This is a genomic window from Mycobacterium sp. E2989, from assembly GCF_001667595.1.
Lineage (GTDB): Bacteria > Actinomycetota > Actinomycetes > Mycobacteriales > Mycobacteriaceae > Mycobacterium.
Genome location: NZ_LZJX01000006.1, coordinates 61,345 through 85,025, shown reverse-complemented (window position 1 = coordinate 85,025; position 23,681 = coordinate 61,345). Strand labels below are relative to the sequence as shown.

General features: G+C 69.6%; 23 protein-coding genes. 9 read left to right on the top strand and 14 right to left on the bottom strand.

What is annotated here, in order from left to right; all coding sequences use genetic code 11:
- Positions 1–43: 43 nt before the first annotated feature.
- Complete coding sequence (locus tag A5680_RS01360) at positions 44–370, top strand: hypothetical protein (protein ID WP_055405614.1); 327 nt, start codon at positions 44–46, stop codon at positions 368–370.
- Here A5680_RS01360 and A5680_RS01355 read toward each other — a convergent pair whose 3' ends face one another.
- Positions 371–3,604 (bottom strand): carboxyl transferase domain-containing protein, encoded by a 3,234-nt coding sequence (locus A5680_RS01355; RefSeq protein WP_067815308.1) that lies wholly within the window; start codon positions 3,602–3,604, stop codon positions 371–373.
- Complete coding sequence (locus A5680_RS01350; protein WP_197499710.1) at positions 3,601–5,136, bottom strand: class I adenylate-forming enzyme family protein; 1,536 nt, start codon at positions 5,134–5,136, stop codon at positions 3,601–3,603. The genes A5680_RS01355 and A5680_RS01350 overlap by 4 nt, the downstream gene beginning before the upstream one ends.
- A gap of 39 nt (positions 5,137–5,175) precedes the next feature.
- Here A5680_RS01350 and A5680_RS01345 point away from each other — a divergent pair, with 39 nt between their 5' ends.
- A complete protein-coding gene (locus A5680_RS01345; RefSeq protein ID WP_197499709.1) occupies positions 5,176–6,009 on the top strand; it encodes an acyl-CoA thioesterase domain-containing protein in 834 nt (277 codons plus the stop codon).
- 5 nt (positions 6,010–6,014) lie between these two features.
- Here the strand turns inward: A5680_RS01345 and A5680_RS01340 are convergent, their stop codons facing one another.
- The 3 genes from A5680_RS01340 to dapB form a co-directional block, all read right to left on the bottom strand.
- Positions 6,015–6,416: a flavodoxin family protein gene (locus A5680_RS01340; RefSeq protein ID WP_067815495.1), complete on the bottom strand. Its 402-nt coding sequence runs from the start codon at positions 6,414–6,416 to the stop codon at positions 6,015–6,017.
- 62 nt (positions 6,417–6,478) lie between these two features.
- Complete coding sequence (locus A5680_RS01335; protein ID WP_067815299.1) at positions 6,479–6,934, bottom strand: hypothetical protein; 456 nt, start codon at positions 6,932–6,934, stop codon at positions 6,479–6,481.
- On the bottom strand, positions 6,931–7,668 hold the full coding sequence (gene dapB / locus A5680_RS01330; protein WP_067815296.1) for a 4-hydroxy-tetrahydrodipicolinate reductase: 738 nt from the start codon (positions 7,666–7,668) through the stop codon (positions 6,931–6,933). Before dapB ends, A5680_RS01335 begins: the two co-directional genes overlap by 4 nt.
- Before the next feature lie 104 nt (positions 7,669–7,772).
- On the opposite strand from dapB, the gene A5680_RS01325 reads away from it, so the two are divergent.
- The gene (locus A5680_RS01325; RefSeq protein ID WP_067815491.1) at positions 7,773–9,110 is read left to right on the top strand and encodes an HNH endonuclease signature motif containing protein; all 1,338 of its coding nucleotides are present in this window, start codon (positions 7,773–7,775) and stop codon (positions 9,108–9,110) included.
- A gap of 6 nt (positions 9,111–9,116) precedes the next feature.
- On the opposite strand, the gene A5680_RS01320 is transcribed toward A5680_RS01325, so the two are convergent.
- Both A5680_RS01320 and A5680_RS01315 read right to left on the bottom strand, forming a co-directional pair.
- Positions 9,117–10,199 (bottom strand): dihydrodipicolinate reductase, encoded by a 1,083-nt coding sequence (locus A5680_RS01320; protein ID WP_067815293.1) that lies wholly within the window; start codon positions 10,197–10,199, stop codon positions 9,117–9,119.
- On the bottom strand, positions 10,196–11,203 hold the full coding sequence (locus A5680_RS01315) for a Rieske 2Fe-2S domain-containing protein (protein WP_067815290.1): 1,008 nt from the start codon (positions 11,201–11,203) through the stop codon (positions 10,196–10,198). Before A5680_RS01315 ends, A5680_RS01320 begins: the two co-directional genes overlap by 4 nt.
- Positions 11,204–11,379: 176 nt before the next feature.
- On the opposite strand from A5680_RS01315, the gene A5680_RS01310 reads away from it, so the two are divergent.
- On the top strand, positions 11,380–11,955 hold the full coding sequence (locus A5680_RS01310) for a TetR/AcrR family transcriptional regulator (protein WP_369827588.1): 576 nt from the start codon (positions 11,380–11,382) through the stop codon (positions 11,953–11,955).
- Positions 11,952–12,464 (top strand): GNAT family N-acetyltransferase, encoded by a 513-nt coding sequence (locus A5680_RS01305; RefSeq protein ID WP_067815286.1) that lies wholly within the window; start codon positions 11,952–11,954, stop codon positions 12,462–12,464. Before A5680_RS01310 ends, A5680_RS01305 begins: the two co-directional genes overlap by 4 nt.
- On the opposite strand, the gene A5680_RS01300 is transcribed toward A5680_RS01305, so the two are convergent.
- Both A5680_RS01300 and A5680_RS01295 read right to left on the bottom strand, forming a co-directional pair.
- Positions 12,424–13,911, bottom strand: coding sequence for an NAD(P)/FAD-dependent oxidoreductase (locus A5680_RS01300; protein ID WP_067815283.1), 1,488 nt, complete (start codon positions 13,909–13,911; stop codon positions 12,424–12,426). The two genes, A5680_RS01305 and A5680_RS01300, sit on opposite strands and share 41 nt — an antisense overlap.
- Positions 13,912–13,920: 9 nt before the next feature.
- Positions 13,921–14,382 (bottom strand): SRPBCC family protein, encoded by a 462-nt coding sequence (locus tag A5680_RS01295; protein ID WP_055405369.1) that lies wholly within the window; start codon positions 14,380–14,382, stop codon positions 13,921–13,923.
- Between the two features lie 102 nt (positions 14,383–14,484).
- Between A5680_RS01295 and ald the strand changes: the two genes are divergently transcribed.
- Positions 14,485–15,600 (top strand): alanine dehydrogenase, encoded by a 1,116-nt coding sequence (gene ald / locus A5680_RS01290; protein WP_067815280.1) that lies wholly within the window; start codon positions 14,485–14,487, stop codon positions 15,598–15,600.
- Here the strand turns inward: ald and A5680_RS01285 are convergent.
- The 4 genes from A5680_RS01285 to rpsO all read right to left on the bottom strand — a co-directional run bounded on the left by A5680_RS01285 (position 15,597) and on the right by rpsO (position 20,880).
- Entirely contained in the window at positions 15,597–16,622 is a 1,026-nt protein-coding gene (locus tag A5680_RS01285) for a nitronate monooxygenase (RefSeq protein WP_055400341.1), read from the bottom strand. The genes ald and A5680_RS01285 overlap by 4 nt on opposite strands.
- Before the next feature lie 60 nt (positions 16,623–16,682).
- Complete coding sequence (locus A5680_RS01280; RefSeq protein ID WP_067815488.1) at positions 16,683–18,038, bottom strand: pitrilysin family protein; 1,356 nt, start codon at positions 18,036–18,038, stop codon at positions 16,683–16,685.
- Positions 18,016–20,271, bottom strand: coding sequence for a polyribonucleotide nucleotidyltransferase (locus tag A5680_RS01275; protein ID WP_055400343.1), 2,256 nt, complete (start codon positions 20,269–20,271; stop codon positions 18,016–18,018). The genes A5680_RS01280 and A5680_RS01275 overlap by 23 nt, the downstream gene beginning before the upstream one ends.
- A gap of 339 nt (positions 20,272–20,610) precedes the next feature.
- Positions 20,611–20,880, bottom strand: a complete 270-nt coding sequence (rpsO, locus tag A5680_RS01270; RefSeq protein WP_055400345.1) for a 30S ribosomal protein S15 — start codon at positions 20,878–20,880, stop codon at positions 20,611–20,613.
- Between the two features lie 171 nt (positions 20,881–21,051).
- Here rpsO and A5680_RS01265 point away from each other — a divergent pair, with 171 nt between their 5' ends.
- Both A5680_RS01265 and A5680_RS01260 read left to right on the top strand, forming a co-directional pair.
- A complete protein-coding gene (locus tag A5680_RS01265; protein ID WP_055400347.1) occupies positions 21,052–21,405 on the top strand; it encodes a helix-turn-helix transcriptional regulator in 354 nt (117 codons plus the stop codon).
- Between the two features lie 3 nt (positions 21,406–21,408).
- Positions 21,409–21,894 (top strand): SRPBCC domain-containing protein, encoded by a 486-nt coding sequence (locus A5680_RS01260; RefSeq protein ID WP_067815277.1) that lies wholly within the window; start codon positions 21,409–21,411, stop codon positions 21,892–21,894.
- Between the two features lie 8 nt (positions 21,895–21,902).
- Here the strand turns inward: A5680_RS01260 and A5680_RS01255 are convergent, their stop codons facing one another.
- Complete coding sequence (locus A5680_RS01255) at positions 21,903–22,874, bottom strand: bifunctional riboflavin kinase/FAD synthetase (protein WP_055400351.1); 972 nt, start codon at positions 22,872–22,874, stop codon at positions 21,903–21,905.
- Between the two features lie 101 nt (positions 22,875–22,975).
- Here A5680_RS01255 and mntR point away from each other — a divergent pair, with 101 nt between their 5' ends.
- On the top strand, positions 22,976–23,668 hold the full coding sequence (gene mntR, locus A5680_RS01250; protein WP_067815275.1) for a manganese-binding transcriptional regulator MntR: 693 nt from the start codon (positions 22,976–22,978) through the stop codon (positions 23,666–23,668).
- Positions 23,669–23,681 lie beyond the last annotated feature (13 nt).

Genomic DNA, 23,681 nt, shown 5'->3' with positions numbered 1-23,681 from the left:
GTGTGCGTGGTATGCGACGCGCATGTCAGTGAAATTAACCCCCATGAAAAGACTGATGGTGGGCGGGGCGGCGGCCGCTGCGATCGCCGTGGCGCCGATCGCCATGACCGATTCCCACGTCGTCGCGGCTGCGCCGTCCGCGGCGCCCACGCACGTCGTCTTCAAGGACGACCCGGGCGGCGGCGGTTGCGACGCGAACGGCAACTGCGGCTCCGGTGGCCAGTTCAACGGGCCCGGCGGCGGTCCCGGCGGTCAGGGCTGCGTGCCGGGCGTCGGCTGCGGCTCCGGCGGCCAAAACGCGGGACCCGGCGGCATTCCGGGCGGACAGGGTTGCCTGCCCGGCGTCGGCTGCGGTTCCGGCCACGCCTGATCAGCTCCGGGCCTCCCGGAGCCTGGTGATCCAGGCCCGGGATTCCGCGGGGTCGATGACGTCGTCGAGTTCGAATGTGGTGGCGGCCCGCAGCGCCTTGCCGTGCTGGTAGGCCGCGGCCACCAGCTTGTCGAACAGTTCCTGGCGTTTGACGGGGTCGCCCTCGGCGGCCAGCTCCTTGCTGAACCCGAGGCGCACCGCGCCCTCGAGCCCCATCCCGCCGATCTCGCCGGTCGGCCACGCGACGGTGAATTGCGGGGCGCGGAAGGAACCGCCGGCCATCGCCATCGCGCCCAGCCCGTATCCCTTGCGCAGGATGATCATCCCGAGCGGCACGGTCAACCGCGCGCCCAGCACGAACATCCGCCCGAACCGCCGGACCGCCGCCTGGACCTCCGCATCGGGGCCCACCATGAAGCCAGGGGTGTCGCACAGCGAAATGACCGGCAGCCCAAACGATTCGCAGAGGGCCAGGAAGTCGCCGGCCTTGTCGGCCGCCTCGGCGTCGATGGCGCCGCCCAGGTGGTGGGTGCTGTTCGCGATCAGCCCGTACGCCGCCCCTTCGACGCGGACGAGGGCGGTGACGATGCCGACGCCGTAGTCGGGTCGCAACTGAAGCACCGAGCCGGTGTCGACGATCGCCTCGATCGCCCGATGCACGTCGTAGGCGCGTAATCGGTTCTCCGGCACCACATGCCGGGCCAGCCGCGGATCTGGCGCGGCCCAATCGTCCACGCAGCCCTGGAAATACGACAGATACTGCTTGGCCAGCGATACCGCGTGCGCCTCGTCGCGCGCGACCAGGCCGACCACGCCGTTGCGCCGCTGCACGCCGATCGGACCGATGGCCTCCGGCGGGTACACGCCGAGCCCGCCGCCCTCGATCATCGCCGGCCCACCCATCCCTATGTTGGCGTCCGGGGTCGCGATGATCACGTCGCACACCCCGGCCAGCGCGGCGTTCCCGGCGAAGCACCGGCCGGAGACGATCGATATCAACGGCACCCGCCCGCTCAGCGCGGCCAGCATCCGGAACGTCGGCACGTCCAGCCCGGCGACGCCGCCGACGTCGGTGTCGCCCGGCCGGCCACCGCCGCCCTCGGCGAACAGCACCACGGGCAGCCCTTTCCGGGTGGCCAGGTCGAATGCCCGGTCGGTCTTGGCGTGGTTGCGCATGCCTTGCGTGCCGGCCAGCACCGTGTAGTCATAGGACACGACGACGGCCTCGGCCGCGGCCCGCCCGAAGCGGTCGGCGCCGATCGTGGCCAGGCCGGCGACCAGGCCGTCGGCCGGGGTGTTGGCGATCAGGTCCTCCTCCGAGCGCCGGCTGCGTTGCGCCGCGATGGCCAGTGCGCCGTATTCGACGAAGCTGCCGGGATCGACGAGATCGGCGATGTTCTCCCGCGCCGTGCGGCGACCCTGCCGGTGCCGCTTGGCCACCGCGGCCTCCCGGCCCTCATCGAGGGTGAACAGGTGCCGCCGGCGCACCTCCTCGAGGTCCGCGCGCGTACGGTCGAGATCCGTTGCCGCCGTTGCTAACTCGCCCCCAGCGGCGGCGTCGGTGCGGGTGAAGACCAGCAGCGGGTCGCCGGTGCCGACCACCTGCCCGGGCGACACCAGGACGCGCACGGTCCGCAGCGCGTCCGGCGCGGCGAGCACATGCTGCATCTTCATCGCCTCGAGGACCACGAGCTGGGCGCCCGCGCCGAAGTCGGCGCCCTCGGGCACCACCTCGACGACGGTGCCGGCCAGCTGGGCACGCAGTGCGTCCTCGCCGGGATACAGCTCGACCGGTGCGGCGCGGACCTCGTGCTGGTGTGTCGACGCCGCCGCCGCCAGCTCCGGCAGCTTGTCGTCGAGGAAAGCGGTGGTCACCCAACCGGATTCCAGCGCGGGATCACCCAGCAGCTCACGCAGGAAGTCGACGTTGGTGCGGACGCCCTCGATGCCGAACTCCGCGAGGGCGGTGCGGGCCTTCCGCAGCGCCGCCGGGGCCGACGACCCGTGCACGTGCGCGACGACCTTGGCCAGCAGCGAGTCGTATTGCGCGTTGACGACCAGGCCGGCCCGGCCGTAGGTGTCGACGCGGATCCCGGGCCCGCTCGGCGGCGTGAACACGGTAAGCGTGCCGGCCGCGGGCACGACGGACAGGTCGGGCGCGAACGTCTCCGCGTTGACCCGGGCCTGGATCGCGATGCCGCGATGCGCGGCGGGCTCGCCGATGACTTCGTTACCGTCGGAGGCGATTCCGGCCGGCAGGCCCAGCTGGTAATAGGAGGCGCCGCCCGCGATGGCCAGCTGGAGGGCCACCAGGTCGAAGCCGGTCGTCTCCTCGGTGATGGTGTGCTCCACCTGGATTCTGGGGTTCACTTCGAGGAACACGAATTCCTCACCGGCGACCAGGAATTCGACCGTGGCCAGCCCACGCAGCGCGACGCGCGCGCACAACCTGGCCGCGGCCTGGTGCAAATCGTGCCGCAGCCTGCCGGAAAGCCCTTGGGCGGGGGCGATTTCGACGAGCTTCTGATAGCGCCGCTGGATGCTGCAGTCGCGGTCGCCGAGCGCGAGCGCGCGCGTTTGGTGTCCCGCCGGCGCGGCGACGACCTGAACCTCGATGTGTCGCGCGCCGTCGAGCAGCGCCTCGGCGAACAGCGCGGGATCGCCGAAGCCCAGTTGCGCCTCCGCGGCACACTGTCGGCACGCGCCGGCGATCTGGTCGGCGCGGCGCACCGCGCGCATCCCCCGGCCGCCCCCGCCGGCGAGCGCCTTGATCATGATGGCCCCGCCCCGGGCCGCGAAAAACGCCTCGATGTCCGCGACGCTGCTCGGCCCGTCGGTCGCGGGCAACACCGGCACTCCGGCGGCGACGGCGGCGGCGCGGGCGGCGGACTTGTTGCCCAGCAGTTCGAGCGCCTCGCCGCCAGGCCCGACGAACGCGTACCCCGTGCCGACACAGGCACGAGCGAATTCGGCGTTCTCGCTGAGGAAGCCGTACCCGGGGTGGATCAGCTCCGCACCCGAGCTGTTGGCCGCGGCCAGCAGGGCGGGCTGGTCCAGGTAGGCGCGCGGCCCGGCGCCCGGCAGCCCGATCGCCTCGTCGGCCGCGTGCACGTGCGGGCTGTCGGCATCGTCCTCGGCGTATACGGCGACGGTTCGCATGCCCAATTCGACTGCGGTGCGGACGATTCGGAGCGCGATCTCGCCGCGGTTGGCGATCAGCACCGTGGCGCTCATCGCAGCGGCTCCCCCCACTGCACCTGCTCGCGAAGCCTGCCCTTGAGCAGCTTGCCGCCGGCGTTGCGCGGCAGCGCGGTGTCGACCACCGTGACGTACTGCGGCACCTTGAAGTCGGCGAGCCGCTCGCGGCAGTGGTCGAGCACCGCCGGCACGTCGATCTCGTCGGCGCCGCCGAACAGCACCGCGCCCACCTTCTCGCCCATGATGTCGTCGGGAACCGCCAACACGCACGCGTCGGCAACACCGGGCGCCGCCAGCAGCGCCGCTTCCACCTCGACGCTGGACACGTTTTCGCCGCCGCGGTTGATGATGTCCTTGAGGCGGTCGACGATGTGCACGCGGCCCGCCTCGTCAACCCGCACCACGTCGCCGGTGTGCAACCAACCGTCCACGATGGTCGCCGCGGTCGCTTCCGGGCGGTTCCAGTACCGGGCGGTGACGTTCGCGCCGCGCACCACCAGCTCGCCGACGCCCTCCTCATCGCCGCCGAAGGGAATCAGTCCGAGGTCGACGGAGGGGACCGCGTATCCGACCGAGTCGGCGTGCTCCACGGCGTCGCGGCTCGGGAGCACGGTCATCAGCGACGCCGTCTCGGTCATGCCGTAGCCGTTGAACACTGTGGCTTGCGGAAAGGCGTCCTGCACCGAACGCACCAGCGACGGGGCGATCGGCGCGCCCCCGTAGCCCACCCAGCGGACGCCCGAGACGTCGGCGTCGGCAAAGCCGCTGTGCCGCAACATCAGTGCGTAGACGGCCGGGACGGTGACCATGACGGAGATGCGCTCGGCGGCCAGCGTGGCGATCAACCGGTCCAGGTTGAGGGCGGGCATGATCACCGAGGCCCCGCCCAGCCGGGTGGCGGCCAGCAGTTGGGAGTTGCAACCGGTCACGTGGAAGAGCGGCACCGAGATCAGCGTGCGCATCGCTTCGCCCAGGTCGCGCGGTTGGTCGAGGCAGCGAATCGCGTTCTCCGTGTTGGTCAAGAAGGCCTCGTGGGTGGTCGGCACCCCCTTGGGGTGGCCGGTGGTGCCCGACGTGTAGAACAGCGCGGCCACGTCGGTGCGGTCCAGTCGCTCCGTCACATACGGCTGGCCGTCGGGCAGCGGGGTGTCCGCCGCCAGGTCCAGGGTGGCCCCGGAGTCGGTGAGGACGAACTCGACTTCCGGTTGCGCCGAGCGGGTATTGACCGCCACCGCAATACCACCGGCCATCACGATGCCCCAGAACGCCAGCACCCAGTCGACGCTGGCGGCGTAACGCACCGCGACGCGGTCACCGTGTCGCAACCCGCCCGCGCGCAGCCCGCCGGCGACGCGCGCCGCGCGGTCCCACAGCTGGCGGTAGGTCAATCGGCCGGCGCCGAGTTCGACCACCGCCTCGCTGTTCGGGCGCTGGTCGACCTGTTCGGCGAGCATGTCCAGCAGCGTGGCGGGCAGGTCGTCATAGTGCGGGACGCCGTCGGCGTCGCGGGTCACGCCTGTCGTCGGGAACGGGTTGTGGCCGCGCGGAATTTCGATCACTGGAGGCATGCCCGGTCCTTACTATCGGCGTGTCCTATCGTGATGGCCGTGACGGTCGACGATTCCGCCATCATGCCCGAGGCGTTCTTCACTGTCGACGGTGACTCCTTTGTGCCGGGCCCGCTGACCCGGGGACCGTGGGGGGCCGCGATGGGCGGCCAGAATGTCGGCGGCCTGTTGGGTTGGGGCATAGAGCAATCCGGCGTCGAGCCCGACTTTCAGCCCGCCCGCCTCACGGTCGACCTGCTCCGCCCGGCGTTGCTCGAGCCGGTGCAGATCCGGACCTCGGTGCAGCGGGAGGGCAGGCGGATCAAGCTCGTCGACGGCGCGCTGGTGCAGAACGGCAACACCGTCGCGCGGGCCAGTGCGCTGTTCCTGCGCCGGGGGGAGCATCCCGAAGGGGAGGTGTGGTCCGCACCCCTGGCCATGCCGTCGCCCCCGGCCGATTCCGGCGGCTTCCCGGCCGACATGCCGTTTCTGATCTGGGGCTACGGGGCCACCGACGCGGGCAGCCCGGGCATCGCGGCCGGTGAGTGGGAACAGTCCCACTCCCGAAAGTTCGCGTGGACGAGGATCTTTCGCCCGATGGTGCAGGGCTACCCGCTGACCCCGTTCACCCGACTGGCCTTCGTCGGGGACATCACGAGTTCGCTGACCCATTGGGGCACAGGCGGTTTGCGCTACATCAACGCTGACTACACCGTCACCGCCAGCCGCCTGCCCGACGGTGAATTCCTGGGGCTGGCGGCGCAAAGCCATTACGGCGCGGCCGGGGTGGCCACCGGCGCCGCCACCCTGTTCGACCGGCACGGGCCGATCGGCACCAGCTCGGCGCTGGCCCTGGCCCAACCGGCCGAGGCGTTCAAACCGACCTACACCTAGGCGCCTCATTCCATGAGCTGGGCGGCGACCGTCGCGCCGAGTTCCCAGCAGGCCTGCAGGTCGCCCCTGTCCGGCTTGCCCGAAACCAGCACGGTCTCAGCGGCTTTCACCCAGCCGAGCCCCGTCGTGATCGACATGACGCCGCGTTCGGCACCCTCGGTGCCCTCGTTGCCGTGCAGATAGAGGCCGAACGGGCGCCCGCGCGACGAGTCCAGCAGCTGGTAGTAGGCGCAGTCGAACGCGTGCTTGAGCGCCCCGCTCATGTAGCCCAGGTTCGCGGGGCTGCCCAGCAGGTAGCCGTCGGCTTGCAGCATCTCGGCCGGCGACACCGTCAGCGCCGGCCGCCGAACGACGTCCACGCCCTCGATCTCGGGGTCGGTGGCGCCGGAGACGACCGCCTCGAACATCTCGTGGCAGTGCGGGGAGGGCGTGTGGTGGACGATCAGCAGGGTTTTGCGCGGTGTCTCGTTCACAGGCGGCCCTGCAACTCCAGCGCCGTCTTCATGGCTTCGCGCGCGCGGCGGCGGTCCCCGGCGTAGTCGTAGGCGCGGGCCAGCCGGTACCAGCGCCGCCAGTCGTCGGGGTGGTCTTCGACTTCGGTGCGCACCGAGGCGAACAGCGCGTCGGCGGCGCCCCGTTCGATGCGGCCGGACGCCCGCCGCGGCAGCGCGCTGGTGTCGAGCTCCATGCCGTCGGCCGCGATCAGATTGGCCAGCTTCTGGTGGGCGAACCCGAACCGCAGCGTCGCCACCATGGCCCACAGCCCGATCAGGGGCATGATCAGCACCGCCAGCCCCAGGCCCACGGCGGCCGCCCGGCCCGAGGCGATCATCGCTACGGCCATCCGCCCCAGCAGCACGAAGTACGCCAGCATCGCCACGCACAGGAACGCGATCAGCAACTGGGTGCGCAGGGCTGCGTTCATTGCAGGTCGAGCAGGGGCTCGAGCCCGACGGTCAGGCCGGGGCGTTCGGCGACGCGCCGCACCGCCAGCAACACACCGGGCACGAACGAGGTGCGGTCCAGGCTGTCGTGGCGGATGGTGAGCGTCTCCCCCTCGGTGCCGAACAGGATCTCCTGATGCGCGACCAGCCCGGCCAGCCGCACCGAGTGCACGGGGATGCCGTCGACGTCCGCGCCCCGGGCGCCGGGCAGGCCGGTGCTGGTGGCATCGGGGTTGGGCGGCAAGCCTTTTCGGGCCTCGGCGATCAGCTTGGCGGTGCGGGCGGCGGTGCCCGATGGGGCGTCGGCCTTGTGCGGATGGTGCAGCTCGATCACCTCGACCGAATCGAAGAAGCGCGCCGCCTGCTTGGCGAAGTGCATGGACAGCACCGCCCCGACCGCGAAGTTGGGGGCGATGAGGACGCTCGTGTTGGGGCTCTTGGCCAGCCACTTCTCGACCTGGTCCAGCCGCTCGGCGGTGAAGCCGGTGGTGCCGACGACGGCGTGAATTCCGTTGCCGATGAGGAACTCCAGATTGCCCATCACCACGTCGGGGTGGGTGAAGTCGATGACCACCTCGGTCTTGGCGTCGGTGAACAGGCTGAGCGAGTCCCCCGCATCCACCTCGGCGGACAGCGTCAAATCCTCGGCGGCCTGCACGCCGGCCACCATCGCCGAGCCGACTTTTCCCTTAGCTCCCAAGACGCCTACCCGCATGGGTTTCACCCTAGACCGGGCCGATTGATCCACAGTCGGGTGTTTATCCACAACCGGCGCGTTTTCGATGGCGCGTGCTGGGCCGGGCGGTTTACTGTTCGAACATGCGTTCGATCGAAGTTCCGCCCGAAGTGGCCGCCGCCCTGGACGCGCTGGACGCGGCCGACGCGGCGGTGCGCGGGCTCGATTTCGGCGCGCTGAGCCCCGTCGTCCGGCTGCACGTGCTGGACGCGATGGAAACCTCGCACCGGCGCCAAACCGCGGTCGGCACCGAGGTGGTCGCCGGCCTGGCGAACGAGGATCCCGCCGAGGTCGGCGGACCGGTCCATAAGGTCATCGCCGACTGGTTGCGGATCAGCTATGCCGACGCGTGCCGCCGGGTCCGAGACGCCAAGCAGCTCTCGCCGCGGCTGACGCTCACCGGCCAGGAGTTGCCACCGGAGTTGCCCGCCACCGCCGCGGCGTGGCGCGACGGCGTCCTCGATGGCCAGCACCTGCGGGTGATCCAGGCGTTCGTGCGTGACCTGCCGGCCGCCGTCTGCGCCGAGGAGGTCGATTCGGCCGAGCGATTCCTGGCCCGGCAGGCGGCCGGTTTGCGTCCCGACCAGTTGCAGAAAGTCGCGCACCAGTGCGCATTACGACTCAATCCCGACGGGAAGTTCTCCGATGTCGACCGCGCCCGTCAGCGCGGCTTCAGCTGGGCCGCGCAACGGCCCGACGGGATGAGCGTCGGCAAGCTGGTCGCATCCCCGGAACTGCGCGCCAACCTCGACGCGTGGCTGGCCCGCTTCGCCGCCCCCGGCATGTGCAACCCCGACGACGAAAAGCCTTACATAGAGGGCGAACCCGGGGACCAGCCCGAGAGCGGTGACACGCGCAGTCACGCGCAGCGCCAGCATGACGCGATCAACGCGCTGGTGCGCGGCCAGCTGGGCGACCCGCGGTTGGGGGCGCACAACGGGTTGCCGGTCACCGTCATCGTCTCCACCACGCTGCAGCAGCTCACTTGCGGCACCGGGCGCGCGGTGACGGGCGGCGGCACGGTGCTGCCGATGCGCGACGTGATCCGGATGGCGAGCCACGCCTACCACTACCTGGCCGTGTTCGACGAACACTCCGGTCGCCCACTGTATCTCGGCCGCTCACGGCGGATCGCGACACCGGACCAGCGGATCGTCCTCTACGCGAAGGACCGCGGCTGCACGCACCCGGGCTGTGACGCGCCGGGCTATTGGTGCGAGGTCCACCATGTCGACGAGTGGGCCGCCGGCGGCCGGACCGATGCCGACGGGCTCACCTTCGCCTGCGCACCGCACCACAAGCTCCTCGAAAAGGGCTGGCGGACAAGGAAGCTGCCGAACGGGCGCACCGAGTGGATTCCGCCGCCGCATCTCGATCGCGGGCAGCGCACGAACGACTACCACCACCCGGAAGACCCTTGACGACGCCTAAATCTTGAAGCGCCCGGCGAATCCGCGCAGCGGCAGGTCGGCGCTGGTGATGAGTCCCGGTGGGGCCGCGACGACCGATTTGATCGCGGCAAGCGCGGGCATGCCGGTCACGGTCATGCCGATGGAGGCGAAGTTATCCGGGTTGGACAGGTCCACACCGGGCTTGGGGAAAATCATGTGCTTGTTGTAGATGCACGGGTCGCCCTTGATCTGAGTGATGTAGCAGCCCTTGATGTTCCAGCTCGGGTCGGTGTGTGGGGTCATCTGCCACTCCAGGTGCGTCTCGACCCGGGGAACGCCGTCCACCATGCCCTGGTACTTGATGTAGTTGCCGCCCAGCGAGCCCTTGGGCAGCGTGTACCACCCCAGGTCGACGTCCTTGGTGCAGGCGCCCAGCTCGTAGCTGAACTTCACCTCGTCCAACGGCAGGTCGAAGCAGTCGGCCATCATCAGCACGCTGTCGGCGAAGACGCGGGTGTACTTCTCCAGCTTGCCCGGGATCTCCGGGTCGTCGACCGGCTGGCCGTAGCCCACCTCGATCCAGGTGTCCTTGGAGTGGTGGCATGAGACGTCGACGGATTCGATGGTGGTGACGTTCTCGATATCGGCGACGTCGGCCGAGCACACCACGCCCAGGATCTGGTTCAGGCCCGGGTTCATCCCGGTCCCGTAGAACGTGGCGCCGCCCTTCTCGCACGCCTCGGCCAGCAGCCGGCTCACCGGCTTGCCCGACGGGTGCGGGTGGTTCTTGTCGCGGTGCCAGCCGGTGATCCAGTCGGCCGTGGTGACGATGTCGATGCCCGCCTCGAGCACTGTGACGTACAGGTCCTCGTCGGGGAACACGCCGTGAAACGTGAGCACGTCCGGCCTGGCCGCGATGATCTCCTCGACGCTCCCGGTGAACTTGACGCCGTTGGACCCCACCCCGGCGAATTCGCCCGTGTCCTTACCTACCTTATCGGCCGAATAGGCATGCACCCCAACGAGTTCCAGGTCAGGATGGGTGGCGATCCGTCTGATCATCTCCGAGCCGACGTTTCCGCTGCCAACCTGGAAGACACGGATCGGTGCGCTACTCATTGCATTGAGCCTTCCTGTGCTGCGAATGCCTCGGGATAGAACTGCTTGGCCCACTTGCGAATTGCGGTGAAGCCCTCGTACTCGTCGGTGGCCAGCGCCGGCGGGTCGGAATAGCGCTGGTGCTGCCAGATCTCGATGTCCTGCTCGAACTGCCGGATCACTTCGCGGCCGAACTCGGCCGCCTTGCGTTCGGCGCGGGCCGGGTCCTTGCCCGGGCTGCGGCCGATGTAGACCATGAATCGGACATCGGAGGTGAACTCGTCGACCGGGGTGACCGCGGAGATGGTGCGGTTGTCGATCATCCCCCAGCTCTTGGTCACCGCGATGCCCAGGCCGCCGTTGACCGCCTCCACCCCGCTGTTGACGTCCTCGATCTTCTGCCCGTCGTCACCCTCGAACGTGATGGTGAAGTCGACGAACGAGACCGGCTCCGCGAAGTCGTGGCGGGTGAACACCGGCACGATGGGCGTGTTGTGCACGAACTTGAAATGCGCGAAGTCCACGCCGTTTTCGAGCACATACTGCGGATGCAGTTCCAGGGCCTGCCGGTACAACCGCTGCTGCGGGTAGTAGTCGTCCACGCCGCTGCCGTCGCGGAACGCGCCGAACACGTCCGGCGCGTCGAAGTACGGGTCACGGCGCTCGACGTCGTGCCAGATGTAGACCGAGGCGTTGCGTTCCACCACGGGATACGTGCGGATGCGGCGGCCGCGGTTCGGCCGATCCTGGTAGGGAATGCAGACGTTGCGACCCTCGCCGCTCCACTGCCACCCGTGGAACGGGCACTGCAGCACCTCGCCGACCACCTTGCCGCCGTAACCCAAGTGCGCGCCCAGGTGTTCGCAGTATGCGTTCATCACGGTGAGCTGCCCGGACTCGGCCCGCCACGCGACCATCTCCTGGCCGAAGTACTTCATCTTGTGCACGTCGCCCACCCCGATCTCGTCGGACCAGGCGACTTGGAACCAGCCGGTTGGTTTCATCGACAACGGCGGCTTAACCATGCGGGATCCCTCCTTGGATACGAATGATAGGCCGCGCCCGCCCAAAATCAAAGTACCCTCTATGAAACCTTGACCACCGCCCCGCGCGATAGGCTCGGCAGATGACTCGGCAGGTCAGCGGGTCCGGAACCGTGAACCGGCGCCCCAACCGACGTGGCAACGCCACGCGGGAGAGCATGCTCGAGGCCGCGCTCAAGTCGTTGGCCTCCGGCGACCCGGGCTCGGTGTCGGCCAATCGCATCGCCAAGGACATCGGCGCCACCTGGGGCGCGGTGCAGTACCAGTTCGGCGACACCGACGGGTTCTGGGCGGCGGTGCTGCACCGCACCGCCGAGCGCCGCGCCGCGACCTTTTCGACGCTGTCGGCACCCGTCTCGCCGCACGCGCCCCTGCGTGAGCGGGTGGGCGCCATCATCGACACCCTCTACGACGGGTTGGCCTCGCCGGATTCCCGTGCGATCGAGAACCTGCGGGCCGCGCTCCCCCGCGACCCCGACGAGCTCGAGCGCCTGTTTCCGCGCACCGCCGCCGAGCTGTTCTCCTGGGGCAAGAGCTGGCTTCAGACCTGCCAGCACGCCTTCGCCGGGCTGGACGTCGACCCGGACCGGGTGCGCGAGGTGGCCGCGCTGATCCCCGGCGCGATGCGTGGGCTGGTGTCCGAGCGCCAGCTCGGCTCGTACGCGGACCTGGACATGGCGCGGCGCGGCTTGACCAACGCGCTGGCCGCCTACCTGGAGCAAACCCGCCGGTGACGGACGGCGGCATCACGATCCGCCGCGCCGGACCGAACGATTTCGCCCGGGTCGCCGAAATGCACTATCCGGTCTGGCGGCAGTCGTGGACCGGCCTGCTGCCGGATGCCACCCTCGACGTACTCGGATCGCCGCGGCGCTGGGCCATCCTGGCGTATCCCCGGCTCCTGCAGCGCCGCGACTGGAGCATGTGGATCGCCGAATTCGGTTCGGTCACAATCGGTATGACCATCTTCGGGCCGGATCTCGCGACTCCCGAACAGGTCGAACTCGACTCGCTGTACATCGCGGCGGACCACCAACGCCGCGGCGTCGGCGGTCGGCTGCTCGGCACGGCCCTGACCGAAAGCCCTCCTGGCGACGTCGTGTTGTGGTGCGCCGAACGCAATACGCGGGCGCGAATCTTCTACGAGACGAACGGCTTTCGCGCCGACGGCCGCACCCTGGACTGGGAGCCGCTGCCCGGCGTCAAGGTCCCCCATCTGGGCTACCGGCTGACCCGGCGGTGACCTCCCGGCGCAAGTCGTATTGGCCGAGATCGGTGTTCGCCAGCATGGCGCGGTGTTCGCCCGGCGTGAAGGGCCAGACCTCGGGCACCCCGTCCTTGTTCAGATACCAGCTCTGGCAACCGGTGGTCCACACCGTGTCGGGCATCGCCGCGCGCAGCCTGGCGTTGAAGCGCTCGGTCGCGGGCCACGTCGGTTCCACCGTGTCGAATTCGCCTCGGCGCCAACGCTCGATCCAGCGCAGTATGTGGTCGGCCTGCGATTCGGCGACGGTGGTGAGCGCGAGGTTGCCGACCGGGCTGTGCGGCCCCAGCATCATGAAGAAGTTCGGGAAGCCCGGCAGCGCCACCGTCTGGTAGGCCCGGGGACCGTCGCGCCACACGTCGTCGGCGGCGATGCCGTCGCGGCCGATCAGCCGCATCGGCCGGAAGAACGCGTGGGTGTCGAACCCGGTGGCCAGCACGATGATGTCCGCCTCGTGCAGGATTCCGTCGGCGGTCACGATGCCGCGCCGCTCCACGTGGTCGATAGCGGCGGTGACCAGTTCGACGTCGTCGCGCTGCACGGCGCGGTAGAAGCCATTGGACATCACCAGCCGTTTGCACATCGGCGTGTAGTCGGGCGTCAGCGCGCGGCGCAACTCGGGGTCGCGGACCTCGCGCAGGCTGGCCCGGCACAGCGCGCCCATGATCTTGCGGCGCAGCCCCGGCTTGGTCAGCCCGACGGCGAAGGTGTCGTAGCCGAGGCTGTAGCACCGGTAGGCCAGCCGGTCGAGCCAGCCCCACCTGTCGTGGGTGAGGTGGGTGAACCTGCGGTAGCGGGGGTTGGGCAGCCGCAGCACCCACTGCGCGGTGCGCTGGAAGAGCAGCACCCGGCCCGCCACCCCGGCCAGGCCGCAGACGAGTTGCACGCCCGTCGACCCGTTGCCGATGACGGCGACCCGCCGGCCGCGCAACTCGAGGGAGTGATCCCACCGCGCCGAGTGAAAAGCAAGCCTGCCGAAGTCCTCCAGGCCGGGGATCGACGGCAGGCGCGGGTGATGAAGCACGCCGGTGGCGCAGATCAGGAAGTCGACGGTCGACTCTTCGCCGGCGTTCGTGCGCAGCCGCCAGCGACCGCCCTCGAATCGCGCGCTCACGATCTCCGTGCCGAACCGGATGCGGTCGCGCAGCCCGAACTTCTCGGCGACGCCGCGGAAGTAGTCCTGGATTTCACCGCCGGGCGAGAACACGTGCGACCAGTTGGGGTTATGGGCGAACGTGTACTGGTAAACGCGCGACGGGATGTCGCAGACCAGGCCCGGATAGGTGTTCTCGCGCCAGGTCCCGCCGACCTCGTCGGCCTTCTCGTAGACCGTGATGTCTGTTATCCCACTGCGCAGCAACGTAATTGCGACGCATATCCCCGACATGCCCGCTCCGACGACGGCTACGGCCGGGTTGCGTCGCATGCCGGCCGGCTACTCGGACTCGGCGCGCTGCTTGAGGCGCTGCAGGGTGAGCCGGATGTGTTCGGAGTTGGCCGCGACCCGGTCCGGGACGCCGGTGGCCTTGCCGGCGATCTTGCGGAACCAGCCGGGCCTGCGGTCCCAGGTGCTTTCGGTGACCCGGCAGCCGCCGTCGGTCGCGACGATGTCGTATTGCCAGCGCGCGATCGGGAGCATCGAGTGCCGGACGTCGAACGCGAAGATCCGGCCCGGTTCCGCGTCGGTGACCGTGCACTTGGTGCTCCAGCGCCGTTTGGCGCTTTCGTTGTGGCCGGTGAACACCGCCCCGGGGCGCGCCGCATCGCCCTGGCGCCACTCCATGGCCACCGCCTCCTCGGCGAACGAGGCGAGCGTCGGCAGGTCGGTGATGAGCCGATACACCAGGTCGGGACCGGCGGCGACCTGCACGGAGGCCGTCACGGACGGGTCGGTCATTGGCCGATCATAGCCAGCGCGCGGGTGGTTTCACCCTCGATTGCGGGCACGCGGAACTATCCCCACACTTGAGGGCGAACCTCCGCGAAGCTAGGGGCAGCCATGCGAGTCGGCGTACCGACCGAGACCAAGGTCAACGAGTTCAGGGTTGCCATCACGCCCGCCGGCGTCGCCGAACTGACGCGACGCGGGCACGAGGTGCTCGTCCAGGCCGGCGCCGGTGAGGGCTCGTCCATTCCCGACGAGGAGTTCAAGTCGGCGGGCGCCCAACTGGCCGACTCGGCCGAACAGGTCTGGGCCGAGGCCGATCTGCTGCTCAAGGTGAAGGAACCGATCGCGGCCGAGTACACCCTGCTGCGCTCGCGTCTGGTGCTGTTCACCTATCTGCACCTGGCCGCCTCGCGCGCCTGCACCGACGCGCTATTGGCCTCGGGCACAACGTCAATCGCCTACGAGACCGTGCAGACCCCCGACGGCGCCCTCCCGCTGCTGGCCCCGATGAGCGAGGTCGCCGGCCGGCTGTCGGCGCAGGTCGGCGCCTACCACCTGATGCGGACCCACGGCGGCCGCGGCGTGCTGATGGGCGGGGTGCCGGGCGTGAAGCCCGCCGACGTCGTGGTTATCGGCGCCGGCACCGCGGGTTACAACGCAGCCCGGGTCGCGAACGGGATGGGCGCCAGCGTCACGGTTCTCGACGTCAACATCAACAAGCTTCGGCTGCTCGACGCCGAGTTCGGCGGGCAGGTCCGCACGCGCTATTCGTCGGCGTACGAGCTCGAGGGCACCGTCACCCGGGCCGACCTGCTGATCGGCGCGGTGCTGCTGCCGGGCGGCAAGGCCCCGGAACTGGTTTCGAATGCGCTTGTCGCACAGATGAAACCGGGTGCGGTGCTGGTCGACATCTCCATCGACCAGGGTGGTTGCTTCGCCGATTCCCGGCCCACCACGCACGACGACCCGACCTTCGCGGTGCACGACACGCAGTTCTACTGCGTGGCGAACATGCCCAGCGCGGTGCCCAAGACGTCGACCGTGGCGCTGACCAACGCGACCATGCCGTACGTGCTCGAACTCGCCGACCGCGGCTGGCAGGCCGCCTGCCGATCGGATCCGGCTCTGGCGCAAGGCCTTTCGACGCATGACGGTGCGCTGCTGTGTGGGCGGGTGGCCGCCGACCTGAATCTGCCGTTCACCGATCCGGCGAGCGTGCTGGCCTAGTCCGCCTCCACCAGGCTGGCGATGATGTCGGCCGCCGGCCCGGCCTGGGCCTCTTTGAACGACGTTCCTGCCCACAGGGGTATGCCGTTGGGGTCCTCCAGGGCGGCGGCCGCCTCCCGGATCGGCGAGGTCATCTGGTTGACCTCCGGGTAGCCCAGCGGCGCCACGTTGTCGAGCAGTCGGGTGAAGTTGTTCTCCAGGCCGCGCGCGTACCGGCCCGAGAAGGCGCGCGTGACGACGGTGGTGCCGAAGACCGGATTCTTCAGGGCGGTGCGGTGCGCGGTGCTGGTGCCCGCCTCGTCGCTGAGCAGCAGCGCGGTGCCGACCTGGGCGGCCACCGCGCCCCGGTGCAGCACGGCGGCGACGTCCCGCGCGTTGCCCAGGCCACCGGCGGCCACGACCGGAACGTCATGCGCGTGGCGGATGCGGTCGATCAGGTGGTGTAGCGACTCGCCGCTGGGCTCCATGTCGGGCGCGAAGGTGCCCCGGTGCCCACCCGCGTCGGGACCCTGCGCGATCAGGCTGTCCGCGCCGGCGGCGACGGCCACCCCCGCCTCGTACGCCGAGGTCACCGTGACCATCACCAGCAGGCCCAGCGCCCCCAGGCGCCGGATCACATCGGGCGGCGGGACGCCGAAGGTGAACGACACCAGCTCGGGCCGCATGTCGGCCACCACCTCGAGCTTGCGCTCCCAGTCATCGTCGTCACCGTATTCCGGATGGCCGACCTCGACCTGGTAGTAGTCGGCGATCTCTTCGAGTTCTTCGGCGTAGTAGTCCAGCGCCACCCAGTCGGCGACGCTGGGTTGCGGAACGAACAGGTTGACGCCCAGCGGGCCGGTGGTCGCGGCGCGGGCGGCGGCGATGTCCTCGGCGAACCGCTCCGCGCTGCGGTGGCCGCCCGGGACGAAGCCCAGCCCACCCGCGTTGGAAACCGCCGCGGCGAGCTCCGGCGTGCCCGGTCCGCCGGCCATCGGCGCACCCACGATGGGCACCATGATGTCCCAAAAGCCCAGTACCACGGGCCTAATTCGCTGACGGCGAGCGCCGGCACGGCGCGAGTGAGGAGGCGAACATGCGGGTTAAGATACCATCGCCCGAAGTTGTTGGGGCAGTGACCGTTTGGAGGCGTACGGGCCCAGCACGGCGGCGCCGTACGGCTGGCTGAGCAGCCGGCGGGCCACCGCGTTGACCTCCTCGACGGTCACCTGGTCGATCTGACGCAGGGTGTGTTCGATGCTGCGGTGCTCGCCGTAGTTCAATTCGTTGCGGCCCAACCGGCTCATCCGGGAGCTGGAATCCTCCAGGCCCAGGACGAGCCCGCCCCTCAACGAACCCTTGGCGATGCGGCACTCCGCCTCGGTGATGCCGTCGCGGGCAACCGATTCGAGGACCTCGTTGGTCACCCGCATCACCTCGGCGAACCGCTCCGGCTGGCACGCGGCGTAGACGGACAGCGCGCCGCTGTCGGCAAAGATGTCCACCGTCGAGTAGACCGAGTAGGCCAGCCCGCGCAGCTCGCGAACCTCTTGGAACAGGCGGGAACTCAGGCCGCCGCCGAGTGCGCTGTGCAGCACCGACAGCGCCCAGCGATGCCGCCAGCTACGCCCCGGCGTGCGCACACCCAGTGAGAGATGCGTCTGCTCGGCGTCGCGATTGCCCAGCATCAGACGGGGCCGTCCGGTCACCCGCCCGGCACCCTTGCGCGGGGCGATCGGCCGGCGGCCGCGGACCAGGTGCGGCCCGAAGTGCTCGCGCACCAGCGCGACCACCTCGTCGTGGTCGACGTTGCCTGCCACCGCGACCACCATGCGTTCGGGCGTGTAGCGCCGCACATGAAACGAGTGCAGCTGGGTCCGGGTCATCGCCGACACCGACCGCGCGGTGCCGATCACCGGCCGGCCCACCGGGTGGTCACCGAACATCGCGCCCAGGAACATGTCCCCCAGCGCGTCCTCGGGGTCGTCGTCGCGCATCGCGATCTCTTCGAGCACCACGTCGCGCTCCAGCTCGACGTCCTCGGCGGCGCACCGGCCGTTGAGCACCACGTCGGCTACCAGGTCGACCGCCAGCTCGAGGTCGCTGTCGAGCACGTGCGCGTAGTAGCAGGTGTGCTCCTTGGCGGTGAAGGCGTTCAGCTCCCCGCCGACGGCGTCCATCGCCTGCGCGATGTCCACGGCGCTGCGGGTCGGCGTCGACTTGAACAGCAGATGCTCGAGGAAGTGCGCCGCCCCCGCCACGGTGGCGCCTTCGTCGCGCGATCCGACGCCTACCCACACCCCGACGGAGGCCGACCGCACCGCCGGCAGGTACTCGGTGACGACCCGCAGCCCGCCCGGAAGCGTGCTGCGCCGCAAGGCGGTCGAGGGTTGCGCCTCGAGGGTCTGCTCGCCGCGGCGCAGGGCCGCGGCGCGGTCAGCTGCTGGTGGTCGCGGCATCGGCAGGGGCGGCCGCCGGGGCATCGGCAGGGGCCGAGCTGTCTTCCTCCACCAACACCAGCGAGATCTTGCCCCGCTTGTCGATGTCGGCGATCTCGACCCGCAGTTTGTCGCCGACGTTCACCACGTCCTCGACCTTCGCGATGCGCTTGCCCTTGCCCAGCTTGGAGATGTGGACCAGGCCGTCGCGACCCGGCAGCAGCGACACGAACGCACCGAAATCCGTTGTCTTGACCACGGTTCCGAGGAACCGCTCGCCCACGGTCGGCAGCTGCGGGTTGGCGATGGCGTTGATCCGGTCGATCGCGGCCTGCGCCGACGGCCCGTCGGTGGCGCCGACGAACACGGTGCCGTCGTCCTCGATGGAGATCTGCGCGCCGGTCTCCTCGGTGATGGCGTTGATGACCTTGCCCTTGGGGCCGATGACCTCGCCGATCTTGTCCACCGGGACCTTGATCGTGGTGACCCGCGGCGCGTACGGGCTCATCTCGTCGGGCCCGTCGATCGCCTCGGCCATCACCTCGAGGATGGTCAGCCGCGCGTCCTTGGCCTGCGCGAGCGCGCCCGCGAGCACCTGCGAGGGAATGCCGTCGAGCTTGGTGTCCAGCTGCAGCGCGGTGACGTAGTCCTTGGTGCCGGCGCACTTGAAGTCCATGTCGCCGAACGCGTCCTCGGCGCCCAGGATGTCGGTCAGGGTGACGAAGCGGCGCTCGGTCTTGCCGTCCACCTCGACGTCGTCGGAGACCAGGCCCATCGCGATGCCGGCCACCGGCGCCTTGAGCGGCACGCCGGCGTTCAGCAGCGCCAGCGTGGAGGCGCACACCGAGCCCATGGATGTCGAGCCGTTGGAGCCCAACGCCTCGGACACCTGACGGATGGCGTAGGGGAACTCCTCGACGCTGGGCAGCACCGGGATCAGGGCCCGCTCGGCGAGCGCGCCGTGCCCGATCTCGCGCCGCTTGGGCGAACCGACTCGGCCGGTCTCGCCGGTGGAGAACGGCGGGAAGTTGTAGTGGTGCATGTAGCGTTTGGAGGTCTCGGGCCCCAGCGAGTCGATCTGCTGGGCCATCTTGACCATGTCCAGCGTGGTGACGCCCAGGATCTGGGTTTCGCCGCGCTCGAACAGCGCGCTGCCGTGCGCCCGCGGCACCACGGCGACCTCGGCGCTCAGCGCGCGGATGTCGGTGATGCCGCGGCCGTCGATGCGGAAGTGGTCGGTGAGGATGCGCTGGCGGACCAGCTTCTTGGTCAGCGAGCGGAACGCGGCGCTGACCTCTTTCTCGCGGCCCTCGTAGGTCTCGGCGAGCCGCTGGGCCACCTCGGCCTTCAGCTCGTCGGTGCGCGCGTCGCGCTCGGCCTTGCCGCCGATGGTCAGCGCCTTGGCCAGCTCGTCGGTGGCCACCGAGGCCACCGAGTAGTACACATCGTCGCCGTAATCGGGGAACGTCGGGTAGTCGCTGGTGGGTTTGGCGGCCGCGCCGGCCAGCTCCTCCTGCGCGGTGCACAGGACGGCGATGAACGGCTTGGCGGCCTCCAGGCCTTCGGCCACAACGGTTTCCGTCGGCGCCTGGGCGCCGCCCTGGACCAGCTCGATGACCTTCTCGGTGGCCTCGGCCTCGACCATCATGATCGCGACGTCACCGTCGACCTTGCGGCCCGCCACGACCATGTCGAAGACGGCGCGCTCGAGCTGCTCGACGGTGGGGAACGCGACCCACTGGCCGTCGATCAGCGCGACCCGCACACCACCGACGGGGCCGGAGAACGGCAGGCCGGCCAGCTGCGTGGAGGCGGACGCGGCGTTGATCGCGACCACGTCGTACAGGTCATTGGGATCCAGGCTGAGGATCGTCACCACGACCTGGATCTCGTTGCGCAGTCCGTTGACGAACGACGGGCGCAGTGGCCGGTCGATGAGCCGGCAGGTCAGGATCGCGTCGGTGGAGGGCCGGCCCTCGCGACGGAAGAACGAGCCGGGGATGCGGCCCGCGGCGTACATCCGCTCCTCGACGTCCACGGTCAGCGGGAAGAAGTCGAAGTGTTCCTTGGGGTTCTTGCTGGCGGTGGTCGCCGACAGCAGCATGTTCTCGTCGTCGAGGTAGGCGACGACGGCGCCGGCGGCCTGCTGGGCCAGCCGGCCGGTCTCGAAGCGGATGGTGCGGGTGCCGAAGCTCCCGTTGTCGATGGTGGCGGTGGACTCGAAGACGCCTTCTTCAATTTCAGCGACAGACATAGGTGTCCGTACAGCCTCTCTGGGTATTCAGCTTTTTCGCGTCGTCACGCGCAGGTAACCCGAGAGCTTCCTAAGAGCGGAAAGAGCCTGAATGCGGCTACGGCCATCGATCGAAGCGGCCGAGAAGCCCCAGATCCGGAGAGCCCGGCAGCCACTACCGAAGACCGCCCGATACAGACTGGGCTGCTCCCGTGTGACGTGCACAATGACACGCTGGAACGGCACACGCGGATCTGCGTAGCCGCACCGTTTGCTCGGGCCGAACCGGCCCAGAACGCTCCCACTCTACACTGGCGGGCTCAGCCCGCCAGCAGGGCGGATGGATTGCGATTGCGGGCGTCAGCGGCGCAGGCCGAGGCGCTCGACCAGCGAGCGGTACCGCTCCACGTCGATCTGCGCGACGTACTTGAGCAGCCTGCGGCGGCGCCCGACCAGCAGGAGCAGCCCCCGCCGGGAGTGGTGATCGTGCTTGTGCACCTTGAGGTGCTCGGTCAGGTCGGCGATCCGCTTGGTCAGCAGCGCGACCTGCGCCTCCGGCGAACCGGTGTCGGTTTCATGCAGGCCGTACGTGCCCAGGATTTCTTTTTTCTGCTCGGCGGTCAGCGCCACGAAAACATCTCCATCAATCGGTGCCGCGAAAGGTGTCGAAACGAAATGTGTGCCGCCGCGGACTGCAGCACACGCCGGGGGAGTCTATCAGCGGCTGTCATGTCCGCTGAAATCGCAGGCCAGCGGCCGCCCGCTTGACAACATACAACCAATTGGTTGTATGTTGTCCCGGTGACCGTAGACGAGGAGGACCGGGTAGACGCCCTGTTCCACGCGCTCGCCGACCGAACCCGGCGCGACATCATGCGCCGGACGCTGGCCGGGGAGCACTCGGTTTCCAGGCTCGCGTGCAAGTACGACATGAGTTTTGCGGCGGTGCAGAAGCACGTCGTCGTGCTCGAAAAGGCCGGCCTGATAACCAAACGCCGCAGCGGCCGCGAGCAGCTGGCCAGCGGTGACGTGGCCGCCGTGCGCTCGGTGGCGGCCATGCTCACCGAGCTCGAGCTCGTGTGGCGCGGTCGCATCGCTCGCATCGACGAGCTCATCTCATCCGACCCCAATTCGTCCGAACCCAAGGAGGACTGAACCATGCCCGTGACCGTTGTCCAGCACGATCCCGAGAGCCTGACGCTGACCATCACCGCGGAGTTCGCCGCACCGGTGGAGCGCATCTGGCAGGTCTACGCCGATCCCCGCCAGCTGGAGAAGGTGTGGGGACCGCCGTCCTGCCCGGCGACCGTCGTCGACCACAGCCTCACGCCCGGAAGCCGCACGACGTACTTCATGACCGGCCCGGACGGCGAGAAATACGCCGGGTACTGGCAGATCACCACCGTCGACGCGCCCCGGAGCTTCTCCTTCGACGACGGCTTCGCCGACTCAGACTTCAACCCGAACCCGGGGCTGCCGGTCTCCAAGCACGTGTACACCTTCGCCGCGCACAACGGCGGCACTCGCGCGACCTACGTGAGCACGTATGAGTCCGCCGAGGCGCTGCAGCAGGTGCTGGACATGGGCGTGGTCGAGGGCGCCACGTCGGCCATCAACCAGATCGACGATCTGGTAGCCGCCTGAGCCGCGGGTCAGTCGGCGAGCAGTCCGCGGGCGCGGTCGGTGTCCTTGCCCATCGCGTCGATCAGGTCCTTCACCGAGTCGAACCGCTTCTGCCCGCGGATGCGCGCGACGAAGTCCAGCGCAACGTATTGGCCGTACAGGTCGGCGTCGGTGTCCAGGACGAACGCCTCGACGGTGCGGGTGCGGCCGGAGAAGGTGGGGTTGGTGCCGACGGACACCGCGGCCTGGTAGCGCTCGCCGGGGACGACGGTGCCGGTCACCGGCCCGTGCCCGAGCAGGGTGAACCAGGCGGCGTACACGCCGTCGGCCGGGATGGCCGAGTACATCGGCGGCGCCACGTTGGCGGTCGGGAAGCCCAGCTCCATGCCCCGGCCCTCGCCGCGCACGACCACACCCTCGACGCGGTGCGGGCGGCCCAGCGCGTCGGCGGCCGCCACCACGTCGCCGGCGTCGACACAGGACCGGATGTAGGTGGAGGAGAATGTCACCGTCTCGTTGCTGTGGTGTTCGGACAGCAGCGACATCGACTCCACGGCGAACCCGAAGCGTTCACCGGCGCGCCGCAAGGTCTCGACGTTGCCGGCGGCCTTCTTGCCGAAGGTGAAGTTCTCCCCCACCACCACCTCGACCACGTGCAGGTGCTCCACCAGCAGCTCGTGGACGTAGCGCTCCGGGGTGAGCTTCATGAAATCGCTGGTGAACGGCATCACCAGGAAGACGTCGATGCCCAGCTCCTCGACCAGCTCGGCGCGCCGCGTCAGCGTCGTCAGCTGCGCCGGGTGGCTGCCCGGGTAGACCACTTCCATCGGGTGCGGGTCGAACGTCATCAGCACGGTCGGCACGTTGCGCGCGCGGCCGGCCTTAACCGCATGCGCGATGAGCTCCGCGTGGCCCCGGTGCACGCCATCGAATACGCCGATGGTGAGCACGCATCTGCCCCAGTCCGTGGGAATCTCATCCTGGCCGCGCCACCGCTGCACGATGGTTAGCCTACGGCGCCCGGCGATCCGCCGGGAGATCCGTACGGACGAGGGTGGCGAGGAGCACACGACCAGGCCCGGGTTGCCTAAACTTTCTCGTTGTGAAGGCTGACGAAGAGCGTGGCGGTCTCACCGCGGTCGGCCAGGACTACCTCAAAGCGATCTGGAACGCCCAGGAGTGGTCGGTGGAGAAGGTCAGCACCAAGATGCTGGCCGAGAAGATCGGGGTGTCGGCCAGCACCGCGTCGGAGTCGATTCGCAAACTCGCCGAGCAGGGCCTGGTCGACCACGAGAAGTACGGCGCCGTGAGCCTGACCGAGGCCGGCCGGCGGGCGGCGCTGGCGATGGTGCGCCGGCATCGACTGCTGGAAACCTTCCTGGTCAACGAGCTCGGCTACGGCTGGGACGAGGTGCACGACGAGGCCGAGGTGCTCGAGCACGCGGTGTCCGACCGGCTGGTCGCCCGCATCGACGCCAAGCTGGGGTTCCCACAACGCGACCCGCACGGCGACCCGATCCCGGCCTCGGACGGGCAGGTGCCCACGCCGCCGGCCCGCCAGCTGTGGGCGTGCGACGAGGGGGACGCCGGGACGGTCGCCCGCATCTCCGACGCCGACCCGCAGATGCTGCGCTACTTCGCCGACGTCGGGATCAACCTGGACTCGCGGCTACGGGTGCTGACCCGGCGCGAGTTCGCCGGGATGATCTCGGTGGCCATCTCCGCCGGCGACGGCGCGGAGACGACCGTCGACCTGGGCAGCCCGGCGGCCAGGGCGATCTGGGTGGTGGGCTAGCGGCGATCGCAAG

What these genes read in the sequence shown, in the direction of transcription:
- A5680_RS01360 (WP_055405614.1), top strand. Translation starts at nt 44, where the DNA reads ATGAAAAGACTGATGGTGGGCGGGGCGGCGGCCGCTGCGATCGCCGTG.
- A5680_RS01355 (WP_067815308.1), bottom strand. Translation starts at nt 3,604, where the DNA reads ATGAGCGCCACGGTGCTGATCGCCAACCGCGGCGAGATCGCGCTCCGA.
- A5680_RS01350 (WP_197499710.1), bottom strand. Translation starts at nt 5,136, where the DNA reads ATGCCTCCAGTGATCGAAATTCCGCGCGGCCACAACCCGTTCCCGACG.
- A5680_RS01340 (WP_067815495.1), bottom strand. Translation starts at nt 6,416, where the DNA reads ATGTTCGAGGCGGTCGTCTCCGGCGCCACCGACCCCGAGATCGAGGGC.
- A5680_RS01335 (WP_067815299.1), bottom strand. Translation starts at nt 6,934, where the DNA reads ATGAACGCAGCCCTGCGCACCCAGTTGCTGATCGCGTTCCTGTGCGTG.
- dapB (WP_067815296.1), bottom strand. Translation starts at nt 7,668, where the DNA reads ATGCGGGTAGGCGTCTTGGGAGCTAAGGGAAAAGTCGGCTCGGCGATG.
- A5680_RS01325 (WP_067815491.1), top strand. Translation starts at nt 7,773, where the DNA reads ATGCGTTCGATCGAAGTTCCGCCCGAAGTGGCCGCCGCCCTGGACGCG.
- A5680_RS01320 (WP_067815293.1), bottom strand. Translation starts at nt 10,199, where the DNA reads ATGAGTAGCGCACCGATCCGTGTCTTCCAGGTTGGCAGCGGAAACGTC.
- A5680_RS01315 (WP_067815290.1), bottom strand. Translation starts at nt 11,203, where the DNA reads ATGGTTAAGCCGCCGTTGTCGATGAAACCAACCGGCTGGTTCCAAGTC.
- A5680_RS01310 (WP_369827588.1), top strand. Translation starts at nt 11,380, where the DNA reads ATGCTCGAGGCCGCGCTCAAGTCGTTGGCCTCCGGCGACCCGGGCTCG.
- A5680_RS01300 (WP_067815283.1), bottom strand. Translation starts at nt 13,911, where the DNA reads ATGCGACGCAACCCGGCCGTAGCCGTCGTCGGAGCGGGCATGTCGGGG.
- A5680_RS01295 (WP_055405369.1), bottom strand. Translation starts at nt 14,382, where the DNA reads ATGACCGACCCGTCCGTGACGGCCTCCGTGCAGGTCGCCGCCGGTCCC.
- ald (WP_067815280.1), top strand. Translation starts at nt 14,485, where the DNA reads ATGCGAGTCGGCGTACCGACCGAGACCAAGGTCAACGAGTTCAGGGTT.
- A5680_RS01280 (WP_067815488.1), bottom strand. Translation starts at nt 18,038, where the DNA reads ATGCCGCGACCACCAGCAGCTGACCGCGCCGCGGCCCTGCGCCGCGGC.
- A5680_RS01275 (WP_055400343.1), bottom strand. Translation starts at nt 20,271, where the DNA reads ATGTCTGTCGCTGAAATTGAAGAAGGCGTCTTCGAGTCCACCGCCACC.
- A5680_RS01260 (WP_067815277.1), top strand. Translation starts at nt 21,409, where the DNA reads ATGCCCGTGACCGTTGTCCAGCACGATCCCGAGAGCCTGACGCTGACC.